A 15,800-nucleotide genomic window follows, 5' to 3' on the forward strand; every position below is an offset into this window, starting at 1 on the left:
GCTCAGACCGCGCACCGGCCCCTTTGGGCATGACTCGGCCAAAGGCCGTCCATTACTGGACAGGGCCTGATGCGCTCCCGCCCGAAGAGGCGTCCACTGGCAATGGCACCAGTGGAACAAGAGGAGCTGGCATGAGTGAGATCGCAGACACCCCGGTACCCGTCACGGCCGCGGGACCGGCCCCTGTTCCCACCTCCGGCGTACAGACCGTGCACGAGGCGTACTCCTTCGCGTGCATGAAGTGCGGCTACGGCTGGGAGCAGGCGTACGCGATAGAGCACCACGTCGACGGCAAGGGCGAGCCGTTCATCATGTACATGGTGAACGGCGAGCGGGTGCCCTCCCCGCTGTCGAACCCGACCTGCCTCAACTGCGGCGGACACGTCGTACGGATCATGCGCGCGGGCCAGGTCTCCACGGTGCTCGGCACGATCGACCGGCTCTACCACCACCGCATCGCCCCGGGGATCGCCGGACCGGTACCGGCCGGCGAGAACGCCCCCCGCCCGCCGATGCCCCGCCGGGTACCGGCGCACGACTCGCCCGGACCGGTGGCCGTGGACGCGTCCGAGCGGCGCCGCGGGCTCCTCTCCCGCCTCCTCGGGCTGTTCGGGCGGTCGTAGGAACAGCCGTAGACAGCCGTAGGAGCGGCCGCGGGAGCGGTCATAAGATCGGCTCATGAGCCCCAGCCCTTCCTCCTCCCCGGCCGCCGCCGCCAAGGCCGCGTCGAAGGACGTCCCGCCCCCGCTGCCCGAGCCGCTCCGGGTGCCGGTGGCCGACTCGCACACCCACCTCGACATGCAGTCCGGCACCGTCGAGGAGGGCCTCGCGAAGGCCGCGTCCGTGGGGGTGACCACCGTCGTCCAGGTGGGCTGTGACGTGAAGGGCTCGCGCTGGGCCGCCGAGACCGCGGCCGCACACACCCATGTCCACGCCGCCGTCGCGCTCCACCCGAACGAGGCCCCCCGCATCGTTCACGGCGACCCCGACGGCTGGTCCCGGCAGGGCGCCCGGCCCGGCGGCGGCCAGGCGGCGCTCGACGACGCGCTCGCCGAGATCGAGGCGCTGGCCGCCCTGGACCACGTCAAGGCGGTCGGCGAGACCGGCCTGGACTACTTCCGCACCGGCCCCGAGGGGATGGCCGCGCAGGAGCGTTCCTTCCGGGCCCACATCGAGATCGCCAAGCGGCAGGGCAAGGCCCTCGTCATCCACGACCGCGACGCCCACGCCGACGTCCTGCGCGTGCTGCGCGAGGAGGGCGCGCCCGAGCGCACCGTCTTCCACTGCTACTCCGGCGACGCCGAGATGGCCCGCGAGTGCGCCGCCGCCGGCTACTACATGTCCTTCGCCGGGACCGTCACCTTCAAGAACGCCGCGCCGCTGCGCGAGGCCCTCGCGGTGGCCCCGCTGGAACTGGTGCTGGTGGAGACCGACGCCCCGTACCTCACCCCGGCGCCCTACCGCGGACGGCCCAACGCCCCGTACCTCATTCCGCTGACGGTCCGGGCCATGGCGGCGGTGCGCGGCATCGACGAGGACGCCATGGCCACCGCCCTCGCCGCCAACACGGCGCGCGCCTTCGACTACTGACCCGCCGCTCGCCCGCCCCGCCCCAGCCCTGTCCTGCCCCCACCCCGGCCCGCCCCGCGCGGGTTCGCGCAGCCGTTCGCCCGACACGCTGAGTAGTCGAACGGCTTTGGTGCGTGATGCCCCGTGCCGCTAGGGTGCCGTGCCCGAGCAGCCGGGGGCCGGACCAGTGGAGCGAGCGACGTGAGTGAAACGCAGGGCAGTCACCGCCGTGCCTCCTGGCCGGACACCGCGCCGGACCCGGGCCCCTACGACACGACGCCGTACGACGCCCCGTACGCGGACCCGTACGCCGACCAGCACGCCGCCCCGTACGCCGACCAGCACGGCCCCGCCGCCCCCGAGCCGCAGGTCCCCGCCCCCCGCGGCGAGGGCCGCCGGGCCGGCCGGCGCCGCGCGGCGGCCCCCGCCGGCGGACGCCGGCGCACCACCACCGCCGAACCCCCGCCCCCGCCACCCCCGCCCGCCCCCGGCGCCGACCCCGCCCCCGGCCGCCCGTCCGGCGCAGGCTCCGGCCGCCGCAGGCGCTCCGCCCCCGCCCCGGCCGGCCGCGCCACCGCCACCGCCCGCGACAGCTGGCGGCGCATCCTCCCCCAGGCCCTCGTCGTGGCCTTCCTGGCCGGCGGCACCACCGCCTTCGTCGCCGCCGACAAGGCCGTCCGGCTCACCGTCGACGGAGTGCCCCGCACCCTCCACACCTTCGCCGGGAGCATCGACGAACTCCTCGAAGCCGAAGGCCTCGGCGTCGGCCCCCACGACCTCGTCGCCCCCGCCCCCGGCTCCGCACTCGACGACGGCCAGCAGGTCGTGGTCCGCTACGGCCGCCCCCTGCGCCTCACCCTCGACGGCACCACCCGCCAGATGTGGACCACCGCCCGCACCGTCGACGGCGCCCTGCGCCAGCTCGGCGTCCGCGTCGAGGGCGCCTACCTCTCCACGCCCCGCACCGCCCCCGTCCCCCGCTCCGGCCTCACCCTCGGCGTACGCACCGAACGCGGCGTCACCTTCATGGCCGACGGCCGCGAACGCACCATCCGCACCAACGCCGCCACCGTCCAGGAGGCCCTCGACCAGGCCGGCATCACCCTCCACGGCCAGGACACCACCTCCGTCCCCCCGGACTCCTTCCCCCGCGACGGCCAGACCGTCACCGTGCTGCGGATCACCGGCACCCGCGAGGTCCGCGAGGAGCGCATCCCCTACGAGACCGAACGCGTCGAGGACGACGGGCTCTTCGCCGGCACCGAGGTCGTCGAGCGCGTCGGGCGGCCCGGGGCGCGCCGGGTCACGTACGCCCTGCGCACCGTCAACGGGGTCCGCCAGCAGCCCCGGAAGATCGCCGAGGAGGTCGTCCGGGAGCCCGTCAGCCAGCGCGTCCTGGTCGGCACGAAGCCGCTGCCCACCTCCGTCGTCGGCGCCGACGGCCTCAACTGGTCCGCGCTGGCCCAGTGCGAGTCCGGGGGGCGCCCCTCCGCCACCGACCCCTCGGGCACCTACGGGGGCCTCTACCAGTTCGACGTCAGCACCTGGCAGGCCCTCGGCGGCAGCGGCCGCCCGCAGGACGCACCGGCCTCGGAGCAGACGTACCGGGCGAAGAAGCTCTACGTGCAGCGGGGGGCGAGTCCGTGGCCGCACTGCGGCCGTAGGCTTGAGCGGTGAGCACCGCAGAGCAGCAGCCCCACGAGACCTCCGAGGTCCCTTCCGACGCCCTCCTCGGGCCGGCCGACATCCGAGAGCTGGCCGCCGTCCTCGGCGTCCGCCCGACGAAGCAGAAGGGCCAGAACTTCGTCATCGACGCCAACACGGTGCGCCGGATCGTGCGCACCGCCGAGGTGCGTCCGGACGACGTGGTCGTGGAGGTCGGACCGGGCCTCGGCTCGCTGACGCTCGCCCTGCTGGAGGCCGCCGACCGGGTGACCGCCGTCGAGATCGACGACGTCCTCGCCGCCGCGCTGCCCGCCACCATCGAGGCGCGGATGCCGCACAAGAAGGACCGGTTCGCGCTGGTCCACTCCGACGCGATGCTCGTCACCGAGCTGCCCGGCCCGGCGCCGACCGCGCTCGTCGCGAACCTCCCCTACAACGTGGCCGTGCCGGTCCTGCTGACGATGCTCGACCGCTTCCCGAGCATCGAGCGGACCCTCGTCATGGTGCAGTCCGAGGTCGCCGACCGGCTCGCCGCCCGCCCCGGCAACAAGGTGTACGGGGTCCCCTCGGTCAAGGCCGCCTGGTACGCGGACGTCAAGCGCGCCGGGGCCATCGGCCGCAACGTCTTCTGGCCCGCGCCGAACGTCGACTCCGGACTCGTGTCCCTCGTACGGCGTTCGGAACCGGTGAAGACCACCGCCTCCAAGGCCGAGGTCTTCGCGGTCGTCGACGCCGCGTTCGCCCAGCGCCGCAAGGGCCTGCGTGCCGCGCTCGCCGGCTGGGCCGGTTCGGCCGCCGCCGCCGAGCAGGCCCTGGTCGCCGCCGGTATCGCCCCGCTCGCGCGCGGCGAGTCGCTGACGGTGGAGCAGTTCGCGGCGATCGCCGAGCACAAGCCGGCCATCGAGAGGCCCGCGCTGTGAGCGTGACGGTACGCGTCCCCGCGAAGGTCAACGTCCAGCTGGCGGTGGGCGCGGCCCGCCCCGACGGCTTCCACGACCTCGCCAACGTCTTCCTGGCGGTCTCCCTGTTCGACGAGGTCACCGCGACCCCCGCCGAGGGGCTGACGGTGACCTGCGAGGGCCCCGACTCCGACCAGGTGCCGCTGGACCGCAGCAACCTCGCGGCCCGCGCCGCCGAGCTCCTCGCGGCCCGGGCCGGCATCGAGCCGGCCGTCCACCTCCACATCGCGAAGAACATCCCCGTGGCCGGCGGCATGGCCGGCGGCAGCGCCGACGGGGCGGGCGCGCTGCTGGCGTGCGACCTGCTGTGGAAGCTGGACACCCCGCGCGGGGAGCTGCTGGAGATCTGCGCGGAGCTGGGCAGCGACGTCCCCTTCAGCCTCGTGGGCGGCGCCGCGCTCGGCACCGGGCGCGGCGAGTTCCTGACCCCGGTGGACGCCGGCCGCTTCCACTGGGTGTTCGCGGTCGCCGAGGGCGGCCTGTCCACTCCGGCGGTGTTCCGGGAGTTCGACCGGCTGACCGCCGGTACGGACGTGCCCGCGCCCGAGGCCTCCCCGGCGCTGCTCGCGGCCCTCGCCTCGGGCGACGCCGACGCGCTGGCCGCCGTACTGCCCGGCTCCAACGGCCTCCAGGCCGCCGCGCTGTCGCTGCGCCCGCAGCTGGCCGCCACCCTCGCGGCGGGCGCCGACGCGGGGGCGCTGGCCGGGCTGGTGTCCGGGTCGGGGCCGACGACGGCGTTCCTCGTCCGGGACGCGGAGTCCGCCGCGAAGGTCGCCGCCGCGCTGGAGGCCTCCGGCACCTGCCGTGCCACCCGGGTCACCTCCTCCCCGGCCCCGGGGGCCACGGCCGTCTCCTGAGGCGCGGGGCGGCGGCGGGCCGGCAGCGGGCCGCCAGCGGGGCGGCGGGTCTCCGTGCCCGGCTACCTAGGCGCGGGATGAGTATCCGCACCCTGTCGCGGCACGGGGTGCGGCCGCGACCGTAGTGGGCATGACAGTCAGCGCACGCGCCATGGCCGCCGCCACGCCCGCCTCCCGCGACCGGTACGTGGACCTGCTCCGGGTCGCCTCGCTCGCCACCGTCGTGTGCGGGCACTGGCTGATGGCCGCCGTCAGCACCGACGGCATAGGGAACCTGCTCGCGCTGGTGCCCCCGCTCCAGCTGCTCACCTGGGGGCTCCAGGTCATGCCGGTGTTCTTCTTCGTCGGCGGGTTCTCGCACGCCCTGTCGTACCGCTCGCTGGAACGCCGCGGCGAGGGCCGGCCCGTCTACGCGGCCTTCCTGCGCGCCCGGCTCCAGCGGCTGCTGCGGCCCACCCTGGTCTTCGTCCTCGTCTGGGCCGCACTCGCGCTGCTCGTGCAGCTCGCCGGGGCGGACGGCGGCCGGCTGGCCGGTGCCGCGCTGCGGATGGTCACGCAGCCGCTGTGGTTCATCGGGATCTACCTCGCGATGGTGGCCCTCACCCCGCCGCTGCTGAGGCTGCACGCCCGCTGGGGGTGGGGGGCCTTCGCCGCCCTGGCCGGCGCCGCGGCCCTGGTCGACGTACTGCGCTTCGCGCTCGGCGTCCCCTACGCGGAGTTCCTGAACTTCGCCTTCGTCTGGCTCGCCGTGCACCAGCTCGGCTTCCTGCGCGCCGACGGCCGCATCACCCGTCCCGCGCTCCTCGGCGCCGCCGGCCTCGCCGGGGCCGTGCTGCTCGTGGCGGCCGGACCGTACCCGCTGTCCATGGTCGGGATGCCCGGGGAGAAGGTCTCCAACATGGCCCCGCCCACCCTCGCCCTGCTCTGCCACGGCATGTGGCTGGTCGGCGCCGTCCAGCTGCTCGTGCGGCCCGCGACGGCGTGGCTGGCCCGGCCGCGCGTGTGGCGCGGGGTCGTCGCCGCCAACGGCGTCGCCATGACCGCCTTCCTGTGGCACCTCACCGCCATGCTCGGCGTGTACGCCGCCCAGCTCGGCGCCGGCCTGGCGCTGCCCGAGCCGGCCACCGCCGCCTGGTGGGCGCAGGTACCGCCGCGGATCCTGCTCGCGGCCGCCCTCACCGCCGCGCTCGTGGCCTGCTTCCGCCGCTTCGAGGCGCCCGCCGCGGCCCGGGCCGTGCCCGCCGCCCCGGCGGGCGGACCGCCCCGGACCACGGCGGCCGCCCCCGGCAGCGGGCCCGCCGCCGCCCTGGGCACCACCCTGTGCCTGCTGGGGATCCTCGGCCTGTCCATGACCGGCCTCGGCGGGCTCCTGGAGGGCCACACCGCCGTCCTGATCGCCTTCCCGGTGACCGCGCCCGCCGCCATCGGCATGGCAGTGGGGGGCGCCTGGCTGGTGGAACGTTCCGCGTCGGCCCGGAGGGTTAGGCTGAGGGGCTGATCCACACCCTTTCCCTGGAGCGCGTCTGATGGCCGTCAATCTGGTCAATGTCGAGGCAGTCAGCAAGGTGTACGGCACCCGTACCCTGCTCGACGGCATCTCCCTCGGCGTGTCCGAGGGAGACCGGATCGGCGTCGTCGGCCGCAACGGCGACGGCAAGACCACCCTGATCCGGATGCTGGCCAAGCTGGAGGAGCCCGACTCCGGCCGCGTCACGCAGAGCGGCAGCCTGCAGATGGGCGTGCTCACCCAGCACGACTCCCTCGACCCGGCCGCCACCATCCGGCACGAGATCATCGGCGACATGGCCGACCACGAGTGGGCCGGCAACGCCAAGATCCGCGACGTCCTCACCGGTCTCTTCGGCGGCCTGGACCTGCCCGGCTTCGCCCAGGGCCTGGACACCGTCATCGGCCCGCTGTCCGGCGGCGAGCGCCGCCGCATCGCCCTCGCCAAGCTGCTCATGGCCGACCAGGACCTCCTCGTCCTCGACGAGCCCACCAACCACCTCGACGTCGAGGGCATCTCCTGGCTGGCCGGCCACCTCCAGGTCCGCCGCTCCGCCCTCGTCTGCGTCACCCACGACCGCTGGTTCCTCGACCAGGTCTGCACCCGCATGTGGGACGTGCAGCGCGGTGACGTCTTCGAGTACGAGGGCGGCTACAGCGACTACGTCTTCGCCCGCGCCGAGCGCGAGCGGATCGCCGCCACCGAAGAGGTCAAGCGGCAGAACCTGATGCGCAAGGAGCTGGCCTGGCTGCGCCGCGGCGCCCCCGCCCGGACCTCCAAGCCCCGCTACCGCATCGAGGCGGCCAACGAGCTGATCGCCGACGTGCCGGAGCCGCGCGACAAGTCGGAGCTGATGCGCTTCGCCAACGCCCGCCTCGGCAAGACCGTCTTCGACCTGGAGAACGTCACCGTCCAGGCCGGGCCCAAGACCCTGCTCAAGCACCTCACCTGGCACCTGGGCCCCGGCGACCGCGTCGGCCTCGTCGGCGTCAACGGCGCCGGCAAGACCTCCCTGCTGCGGGCCCTCGCCGAGGCCGCCCGCACCCAGGGCGAGACCCAGCCCGCCGAGGGCTCCGTCACCGTCGGCAAGACCGTGCGCCTGGCCTACCTCTCCCAGGAGGTCGGCGAGCTCGACCCGTCACTGCGCGTCCTGGAGGCCGTCCAGCGCGTCCGCGACCGCGTCGACCTCGGCAAGGGCCGCGAGATGACGGCGGGCCAGCTGTGCGAGCAGTTCGGGTTCACCAAGGAGAAGCAGTGGACGCCGGTCGGCGACCTCTCCGGCGGTGAGCGGCGCCGGCTGCAGATCCTGCGCCTGCTGATGGACGAACCCAACGTCCTCTTCCTCGACGAGCCCACCAACGACCTCGACATCGAGACCCTCACCCAGCTGGAGGACCTCCTCGACGGCTGGCCGGGGTCGATGATCGTGATCTCCCACGACCGGTTCTTCATCGAGCGCACCACCGACACGGTGATGGCGCTGCTCGGCGACGCGAGCCTGCGGATGCTGCCGCGCGGCCTGGACGAGTACCTGGAGCGCCGCCAGCGGATGATCGAGGCGGCCGCCCCGGCGCCGGCCCCGGCCGCCGCCGCCAAGTCGACCTCTTCCGGGGACTCGCGCGCCGCGAAGAAGGAGCTCCAGAAGATCGAGCGGCAGCTCAACAAGATGTCGGACCGCGAGACGAACCTGCACGCGCAGATCGCCGAGCACTCCACCGACTACGACAAGGTCGCCAAGCTCGACGCGGAGCTGCGGGAACTGATCTCCGAGCGCGACGACTTGGAGATGCGCTGGCTGGAACTGGCCGAGGAGGCCTGAGTCCAGGGGGCCGCGGGGGCCCCGAAAAGCGGGGGCCGGGTGGATAACGGCCGTGTCACGGGCCGGTCCTCCCTTGGGAACAGGGGTGCGACCGGCCCGGTGCGTACCGGCCACGAGTGATAGAAAGGGTCGGTTCTTTTCGATCTCCCGGACCGCCCCCACCGCTCGAACCCGAAGGTATGCGCTGATGACCGAGCCGCCCCAGCCGCCGAACCAGCCGCCGTCCCCTTCCGGTTACGGGCACCTGCCCGGGCCGCCGCAGCAGGGCTACGGGTACCCCCCGCAGGGCGCCAACCCGTACGCGCAGCAGCCGCCGACGGTGCCGCAGCACCCCGTCCAGCAGCCGGCGACGGTGCCGCAGCCGCTGTCCCAGCAGGGCGGGTACGGCTTCCCGCCGCCCGGGCCGGGCATGCCCCCCGGCCCGCCGGCACCCGGCGGACGGGGCCGGCGCAAGGGCGCGGTCGTCGTCGCGGCGGCCGTCGCGGGTGTCCTCGTACTCGGCACGGGCGCCTACTTCACCTTCCTGAGTGACGACGAGGGTGACAAGAAGCCCGCCGCGCAGGGCTCCGCGCCCGCCGACCCCAAGCCCGCGGCCTCCCCGTCCGTGGACAAGGGCGACGGCAGCGGCAACGGCATGGGCGAGCAGACCGACCTCAACGCGGGCCGCAAGCCCGGCGAGGACAAGGCGCTGTGGCTCAAGACGGCCAAGCTCCTGGCCGGCGGCGACACGGGCATCTCCACCCCGGCGATGTGGGTGGCCGGCGACACCGTCGTCAAGACCGTCGACAAGTCCGTCATCGCCTACGCCGTCACCGACGGCAAGGAGAAGTGGAAGCTCGACTTCAAGACGGAGATCTGCGGCTGGGCCGACCAGACCACCCCCGACGGCAAGACCGTCCTCACCATCAAGGACGGCGAGGGCTCCAACGCCACCTGCAACCAGATGAAGCTCGTCGACCTGAAGGCCGGCAAGGAGGGATGGACCAAGGAGCTCGCCAAGGAGAACCTCTTCGACGGCGGCGGCTCCGTCTCCATGGCCCTCACCGGCGACGTCTTCGTCGTCAACCGGATGGCCAACACCACCGTCCACAAGCTCGGCACCGGCGACAAGCTCTTCTCCGGCAACACCCCCGAGGGCTGCCAGCCGAGCCAGTACGCCGCCGGCAACGGCAAGCTGCTCGCCGTCGCCCTGTGCATGGACGACGACAAGACCATCGAGATCCAGGACGCCGACCCGGTCACCGGCAAGAAGACCTGGTCCTACCGGCTGCCCAAGGGCTGGCGCGTCGGCAGCGTCCTGTCCGTCTCCCCGATCGTCCTCGACATCACCAACCGGAACCTCGAGAACGCGGACGACACCAAGCGGGCCATCATCTCCCTGACGCCCGACGGCAAGAAGCGCGCCAGCATGTCCGCCGAGGGCTCCTTCGAGACCAACTGCAACGCCGGCAGCTCCGACAACCTCCAGGGCTGCGGCAACTCCGTGGTCGACGGCGACACCCTCTACCTGCGCACCACCACGAGCAAGGGCTTCGACAACGAGGTCGTCGCCTTCGACCTCGGCACCGGCAAGGCCAAGTGGCGCCAGAAGGCCGGCGACAAGCGCAACTGGTACCCGGTCAAGGCGGGCAACGGCCAGCTCATCGCCTACCGCGCCGGAGCCCTGCGCGAACCCGGCGAGATCGTTTCCATGGCGGCCGCGGGCGGCCAGCCCAAGACGCTGCTGCGCATGCCCTCCGGCCCCTCCGCGAACATCGAGAGCTCGATGGTCACCTTCCAGGTGCGGGCCTTCGAGGACGGCCGGTACTTCACCTCCACCACCAGGCTGAACGGCAACAACACGGAGGAGCGGCTCCTGATGGCCTTCGGCAAGTGAACGAGCCCACCGAGCGTCCCACCGAGCGCCCCACCGAGAGGCAGTAGCAACCGATGAGTACCCCGCCGCCCCCCAGCCAGCCGCCCTCCGGCGGTTTCGGCGGCCCCCCGCCGCCGCCCGGCCCCCCGCAGCCCCCGGCCCAGCCGCCCGCGGCCCCGGCCCCCCAGGCCGGCTACGGCTACCCGCAGCCCCAGGCACAGCCCGGCTACGGCTACCCGCAGCAGCAGCCCAGCACGCTCCAGGCCCCGGCGCAGCCCCAGTACCCCGCACCCGCGGGCGGCGGCAGCAACGACAAGCGCAACCAGCTGGCGATCGTCGGCGCGGCCGTCCTGGCCATGGCGCTCATCATCGGCGGCGGCTTCTGGTACGTCTCCGGCGACGACGGCGGCTCCGGACAGCCCACGGCCAACGGCGCCAGTGGCTCCCCCGACGGCGACAAGGCCCCCGCCGGCACCCCCGGCAGCGAGAAGGTCCCGTCCAACCCCAAGTCGAAGTCGCTCGTCAACGTCCCCAGCCCGGCCCCCGCCGACGTCGTCTCCGTCGACGGCTCCTGGCTGACCGACACCACCTACGTCAAGTCCGACCTGGCGAAGGTCGTCGGCTACAACCTCGTCGACGGCGGCAAGAAGTGGGAGCTCCCGCTCCCCGCCAACGTCTGCGGCGCCACCAAGCACATCAGCGACAACAAGACCGCCATCCTCTTCGAGGAGGGCATGGCGACCAACGAGAAGAAGTACCCCCAGTGCACCCAGGTCGGCGTCATCGACCTGAACACCGGAAAGCTCCTCTGGTCCGCCAACGCCAAGTCCGCCACCGGCGGCGACAAGCCGGTCTCCTTCAGCGAGGTCACCATCAGCGGCCAGACCGTCGCCGCGGGCGGTCTCTCCGGCGGCGCCGCCTGGAACCTCGCCGACGGCAAGTCCCTGTGGACCCCGAAGACCGACGGCGAAGGCTGCTACGACATGGGCTACGCCGGCGGCGAGGCCCTCGCCGTCCTGCGCAAGTGCGGCCGCGGCTCCAGCCCGACCCTGTACGCGCAGGCCCTCGACCCGGCCACCGGCGCGCCGAAGTACCAGTACAAGCTGTCCGCGGGCATCGAATGGGCCGGCATCATCTCCACCAAGCCGCTCATCATCGCCGCCAACGTGGGCAACACCGCCAAGAACGCCACCAACGTCAGCGACCTGTTCGTCGTCGACGACGCGGGCCAGCTCAAGACCCGCATCGGCCTCTCGGCCGGCAGCTACGCCCCCAAGTGCCCCGCCACCGAGGTCGAGCAGTGCTCGAAGATGGTCGTCGGCAACGGCAAGGTCTACCTGCCGTCGTACGAGCACCAGGGCACGTCCTCCGTCGGCCGCACCAACGAGATCGTCTCCTTCGACCTGGAGACCGGCAAGGCCACCAGCGACCGCGCCGACGCGGGCGAGAAGTACACCATGTACCCGCTGCGCATGGACGGGTCCAACATCATCGCCTACAAGGTGCCCCCGTACGACGGCGGCGGCCAGGTCGTCAGCATCGACGGCAAGACGATGAAGGAGACCCTGCTGATGCAGAACCCGGTGGACAAGGCCAGCCAGCGCATCGAGACCGCCTTCTCGCTGGACCACTCGGAGTTCCGCTACCACAACGGGCGCCTGTTCATCGCCCGCACCACGGTGCGCAAGCCGTACTCGGAGAAGTCCGACCCCGAGTTCCTCTTCGTCTCCTTCGCGGCGAGCTGACGCCCGCCCCTCCCCGACGCCGAGAGCCCCCGGACGGTACCCACCGATCGGGGGCTTTCGCGCGGTATCCGGCACGCCCCGTCGAACAAGCGTGTAGCTTGCCGGGTCAGAAGGATCTGGGGTGGGAGCCTTGATGGGCGTACGGGTCATGGTGGTCGACGAGCACCGTCTGCTGGCCGAGGCGCTCGCCTCGGCCCTGAAGCTGCGCGGGCACCGCGTGCTCGCCGCGGCCGCGCCGGCGGCCGGAGCCGCCGAACTGGTCATCGGCCGCGCCCCGGAGGTGTGCCTGTTCGGTACCGCCGCCCCGGCGGAGCCCGGGGTCTTCGAGCCGGTGGTGCGGATCAAGCGGGAGCGCCCGCAGATCGCCGTGGTGGTGCTGGGCCCCGTGCCGAGCCCGCGCGGGATAGCCGCGGCCTTCGCGGCCGGCGCCTCGGGGTACGTACGCCAGGACGAGCGCATCGAGGGCGTCGAGAGGGCCCTGGCCAAGGCCCGGGCGGGAGAGGTCGCCATCGCCCCCCAGCTCCTCCAGGGGGCCTTCGCGGAGCTGCTGAACCCCTCGGCGCAGCCCGACGACGAGGGCAGCCGGCTGCTGCGGCTGCTGACGCCGCGGGAGGTCGAGGTGCTGGTCCGGGTCGCGGAGGGCGAGGACACCCGGATGATCGCGGCCGGCATGGCCATCGCGCCGAGCACAGCCCGTACACATGTGCAGCGGGTACTGATGAAGCTCGGCGTGGGGTCACGGCTGGAGGCCGCCGCGCTGGCCGCGCGTACCGGACTCCTGGACCGGGCGGCGCTGCCCGTGCGGCAGCGGCCGCAGGAGGCCGGGGCCGAGCCGTTCGGGCACTGACCCCGGGCACTGACCCCGGGCACTGAGCCGGGCCCTGACGCCGGGCCCTGACGCCGGGCAGTGACGCCTGCCACTGGCCCCGGGCACTGACCCCGCCGGGCACGCCCCGCGCCCGGGCCGCCGCGGGCAAGGCCCGCGAAGTCCTGTCCGGGCGGGCGGGTACCGTGCCCGGAGGACGCGATTTCCTCGGAAGCGCGGAATCCGGTAAGCCAGTCACCAGAGCACGCGCATTCGCGTGCCTGCGCGAGAAAGAGGAGTGCGAGTGAGTAAGTACCTGGTCACCGGTGGTGCCGGATACGTGGGCAGCGTCGTGGCCGCCCATCTGCTGGAGGCCGGACACGAGGTGACCATCCTCGACAACCTCTCCACCGGCTTCACCGAGGGCGTCCCCGCGGGCGCCACCCTGATCGACGGCCGGATCCAGGACGCCGCCGACCACCTGGACTCCTCCTACGACGCCGTACTGCACTTCGCGGCCTCCTCGCAGGTGGGCGAGTCCGTGGTGAACCCCGGCAAGTACTGGGACAACAACGTCGGCGGCACCCTCGCCCTGCTGACCGCGATGCGCGAGGCCGGGGTCCGACGCCTCGTCTTCTCCTCCACCGCCGCGACCTACGGCGAGCCCTCCAGCGGAGTGCTGACGGAGACCTCGGTGACCGCGCCGACCAACCCGTACGGCGCCTCGAAGCTGGCCGTCGACCACATGATCGCGGGGGAGTGCGCGGCGCACGGCCTCGCCGCCGTCTCGCTGCGCTACTTCAACGTGGCCGGCGCCTACCGCGAGTTCGGCGAGCGCCACGACCCTGAGACGCACCTGATCCCGCTGGTGCTCCAGGTCGCCCTCGGGGAGCGCGAGTCCATCTCGGTGTTCGGTGACGACTACCCGACCCCCGACGGCACCTGCGTCCGCGACTACATCCACGTCGCCGACCTCGCGGAGGCCCACCTGGCCGCGCTGCGCGTAGCCGCCGAGGGCGAGCACCTGGTGTGCAACCTCGGCAACGGCAGCGGCTTCTCGGTCCGCGAGGTGATCGAGACGGTCCGCAAGGTCACCGGCCGGGAGATCCCCGAGGTCGTCGCCCCGCGCCGCGCCGGGGACCCGGCGGTCCTCGTCGCCTCCGCCCGGACGGCGCACGAGCGCCTCGGCTGGACCCCGACCCGCTCGGACCTCACCAACATCGTGACGGACGCCTGGAACTTCGCCCGCGAGCAGCGTTCCTGACGCCCCGGCTCCCCGTCGCGCGCCCCCCGCACCAGAAGGTGCGGGGGGCGCGCGCGTTGGGGCCGGGCGCGGCGGGCAGGCGCCGCGCGCGGGCGCCCGGCGTGCGTACGCCGGGTGAAATGCCCCCCGTGCAACTGCCCGCGGCACACGCTGGTCGGAAATCCGCCTCCGGGGCCGCCGGAAGGGTTGAAAACAAGCCACCGCGACAGCCGTTGCGGACCGTCCCACCGGAAAACTGCTCGAAAAACTTCTGCTATTCGGCCAACCGCGAGACTCCGCCCGTTCTACGCTGATGCGTGACACCGGTGGGGGCCGGTGTTGATTCAGGGGTCGAGACACGCCGGGTACGGCGTCCGGTCCGGGGTAGTGCACAGATGTCGCGGCGGCGGCCGCGGGGGCTGTGGGCCACCCGGCCGGGCGCCGTACCCGTAGTCGTCCGTTCCCCGACCCTTGGGGGTTTTGTGGTTCGTATCCGGGTCCTGGTGGTCGACGGCCACCGCATCTTCGCCGAGTCTCTGGCAGCCGCGCTCGCGGCCGAGCCGGACGTGGACGTGTCCGCGGCCGGCAGCGGTCCCGCGGCCTCGCGCTGCCTGGAGCGCGCGGTGGCGGAAGGCCGCCGCTACGACGTGCTGCTCGTCGACGCCGACCTCGGCACCGGCGCGGCGGCCGCGTCGGGGGCCGTGCCCGGCCAGCGGGAACCGGGCTCCGGCCCGGCCCCGCCGCCGGCCGACGGGATCGCCCTCGTCGCGGGCGTGAGGGTGGCGCACCCCGGCGTGCGCACCGTGGTCCTGGCCGAGCGCGACGACCCCCGCCGGGCCGCGCTGGCCCTCCAGGCGGGTGCCTCGGGCTGGGTCGCCAAGGACTGCTCGCTCTCACGGCTGCTGGCCGTCATCCGCGGAGTGCTGCGCGAGGAGACCCACCTGCCGCCCGCGCTGCTCACCGGGGTGCTGCGGGAGCTGACCGCCGCCCGCAAGCACCGTACGGACAGCGAGCGGCTCGTGGAGTCCCTCACCCCGCGCGAGCACGAGGTGCTGCGCTGCATGGTGGCGGGGCTGGGCCGCAAGGACGTGGCCGCGCGGCTGTTCCTGTCCCCGCACACCGTCCGCACCCACATGCAGAACGTGCTGGGCAAGCTGGGGGTGCACTCCACCCTGGCCGCCGTGGCACTGGCCCGGCGGGCCGGAGTGCGCCCCGCCGAGCTAGCCGGGGACGTTGTCGAACGGAGCGGTCAACTGGCGTAGCAGCCCGGCGAGCTCGCCCCGCTGCATCGCGGAGAGCTGGGCCAGGATCGCGCGTTCCTGGGCCAGCAGTCCCGCCAGGGACTGGTCCGCCCGGTCGCGCCCCTCGGGCGTCAGCCGGACCAGCACCCCGCGCCGGTCGCTGGGGTCGGGCAGCCGCTCGACGAGGCCCTTCTTGGCCAGCCGGTCGATGCGGTTGGTCATGGTGCCGGAGGTGACGAGTGTCTGCGTCAGCAGCTGTCCGGGGGAGAGCTGGTAGGGCGCGCCCGCGCGCCGCAGCGAGGTCAGGACGTCGAACTCCCACGGCTCCAGGCCGTGCTCGGAGAAGGCGAGCCTGCGGGCCCGGTCGAGGTGGCGCGCGAGCCGGCTGACGCGGCTGAGCACTTCGAGCGGTTCCACGTCGAGGTCAGGGCGCTCTCGCCGCCATGCCGCGACCAGTCGGTCGACCTCGTCCTCCATGCCGATCAGTGTACGGGGTCTGTCGACATGAAGTCTCTTCAAATCGAGAATCTTGACG

General features: G+C 73.5%; 13 protein-coding genes. 12 read left to right on the forward strand and 1 reads right to left on the reverse strand.

Annotation, left to right across the window (positions count from 1 at the left end):
- Nucleotides 1–131: 131 nt before the first annotated feature.
- The 12 genes from ACZ518_RS27260 to ACZ518_RS27315 all read left to right on the forward strand — a co-directional run bounded on the left by ACZ518_RS27260 (nucleotide 132) and on the right by ACZ518_RS27315 (nucleotide 15,286).
- On the forward strand, nucleotides 132–623 hold the full coding sequence (locus ACZ518_RS27260; protein WP_469115635.1) for a hypothetical protein: 492 nt from the start codon (nucleotides 132–134) through the stop codon (nucleotides 621–623).
- A gap of 55 nt (nucleotides 624–678) precedes the next feature.
- A complete protein-coding gene (locus ACZ518_RS27265) occupies nucleotides 679–1,590 on the forward strand; it encodes a TatD family hydrolase (protein ID WP_469115636.1) in 912 nt (303 codons plus the stop codon).
- A 180-nt stretch (nucleotides 1,591–1,770) separates the two neighbouring features.
- The gene (locus tag ACZ518_RS27270) at nucleotides 1,771–3,246 is read left to right on the forward strand and encodes a ubiquitin-like domain-containing protein (protein ID WP_469115637.1); all 1,476 of its coding nucleotides are present in this window, start codon (nucleotides 1,771–1,773) and stop codon (nucleotides 3,244–3,246) included.
- Complete coding sequence (gene rsmA, locus ACZ518_RS27275; RefSeq protein ID WP_469115638.1) at nucleotides 3,243–4,154, forward strand: 16S rRNA (adenine(1518)-N(6)/adenine(1519)-N(6))-dimethyltransferase RsmA; 912 nt, start codon at nucleotides 3,243–3,245, stop codon at nucleotides 4,152–4,154. The genes ACZ518_RS27270 and rsmA overlap by 4 nt, the downstream gene beginning before the upstream one ends.
- Nucleotides 4,151–5,050 carry a 4-(cytidine 5'-diphospho)-2-C-methyl-D-erythritol kinase gene (locus tag ACZ518_RS27280; RefSeq protein WP_469115639.1) on the forward strand — a complete coding sequence of 300 codons (900 nt, stop codon included), beginning with the start codon at nucleotides 4,151–4,153 and terminating at the stop codon, nucleotides 5,048–5,050. Before rsmA ends, ACZ518_RS27280 begins: the two co-directional genes overlap by 4 nt.
- Nucleotides 5,051–5,180: 130 nt before the next feature.
- The gene (locus tag ACZ518_RS27285) at nucleotides 5,181–6,548 is read left to right on the forward strand and encodes an acyltransferase family protein (RefSeq protein ID WP_469115640.1); all 1,368 of its coding nucleotides are present in this window, start codon (nucleotides 5,181–5,183) and stop codon (nucleotides 6,546–6,548) included.
- Between the two features lie 28 nt (nucleotides 6,549–6,576).
- Complete coding sequence (locus ACZ518_RS27290; protein WP_469115641.1) at nucleotides 6,577–8,376, forward strand: ABC-F family ATP-binding cassette domain-containing protein; 1,800 nt, start codon at nucleotides 6,577–6,579, stop codon at nucleotides 8,374–8,376.
- A gap of 187 nt (nucleotides 8,377–8,563) precedes the next feature.
- The gene (locus ACZ518_RS27295) at nucleotides 8,564–10,252 is read left to right on the forward strand and encodes an outer membrane protein assembly factor BamB family protein (RefSeq protein WP_469115642.1); all 1,689 of its coding nucleotides are present in this window, start codon (nucleotides 8,564–8,566) and stop codon (nucleotides 10,250–10,252) included.
- Nucleotides 10,253–10,305: 53 nt separating this feature from the next.
- Nucleotides 10,306–11,976: an outer membrane protein assembly factor BamB family protein gene (locus tag ACZ518_RS27300; protein ID WP_469115643.1), complete on the forward strand. Its 1,671-nt coding sequence runs from the start codon at nucleotides 10,306–10,308 to the stop codon at nucleotides 11,974–11,976.
- Nucleotides 11,977–12,109: 133 nt separating this feature from the next.
- The gene (locus ACZ518_RS27305; protein ID WP_469115754.1) at nucleotides 12,110–12,823 is read left to right on the forward strand and encodes a response regulator transcription factor; all 714 of its coding nucleotides are present in this window, start codon (nucleotides 12,110–12,112) and stop codon (nucleotides 12,821–12,823) included.
- 262 nt (nucleotides 12,824–13,085) lie between these two features.
- The gene (gene galE / locus ACZ518_RS27310) at nucleotides 13,086–14,045 is read left to right on the forward strand and encodes a UDP-glucose 4-epimerase GalE (protein ID WP_469115644.1); all 960 of its coding nucleotides are present in this window, start codon (nucleotides 13,086–13,088) and stop codon (nucleotides 14,043–14,045) included.
- Nucleotides 14,046–14,506: 461 nt separating this feature from the next.
- Nucleotides 14,507–15,286 (forward strand): LuxR C-terminal-related transcriptional regulator, encoded by a 780-nt coding sequence (locus ACZ518_RS27315; RefSeq protein WP_469115645.1) that lies wholly within the window; start codon nucleotides 14,507–14,509, stop codon nucleotides 15,284–15,286.
- On the opposite strand, the gene ACZ518_RS27320 is transcribed toward ACZ518_RS27315, so the two are convergent.
- Nucleotides 15,245–15,742 carry a MarR family winged helix-turn-helix transcriptional regulator gene (locus tag ACZ518_RS27320; RefSeq protein WP_469115646.1) on the reverse strand — a complete coding sequence of 166 codons (498 nt, stop codon included), beginning with the start codon at nucleotides 15,740–15,742 and terminating at the stop codon, nucleotides 15,245–15,247. The genes ACZ518_RS27315 and ACZ518_RS27320 overlap by 42 nt on opposite strands.
- Nucleotides 15,743–15,800 lie beyond the last annotated feature (58 nt).

Source organism: Streptomyces sp. NPDC033966, assembly GCF_055575955.1.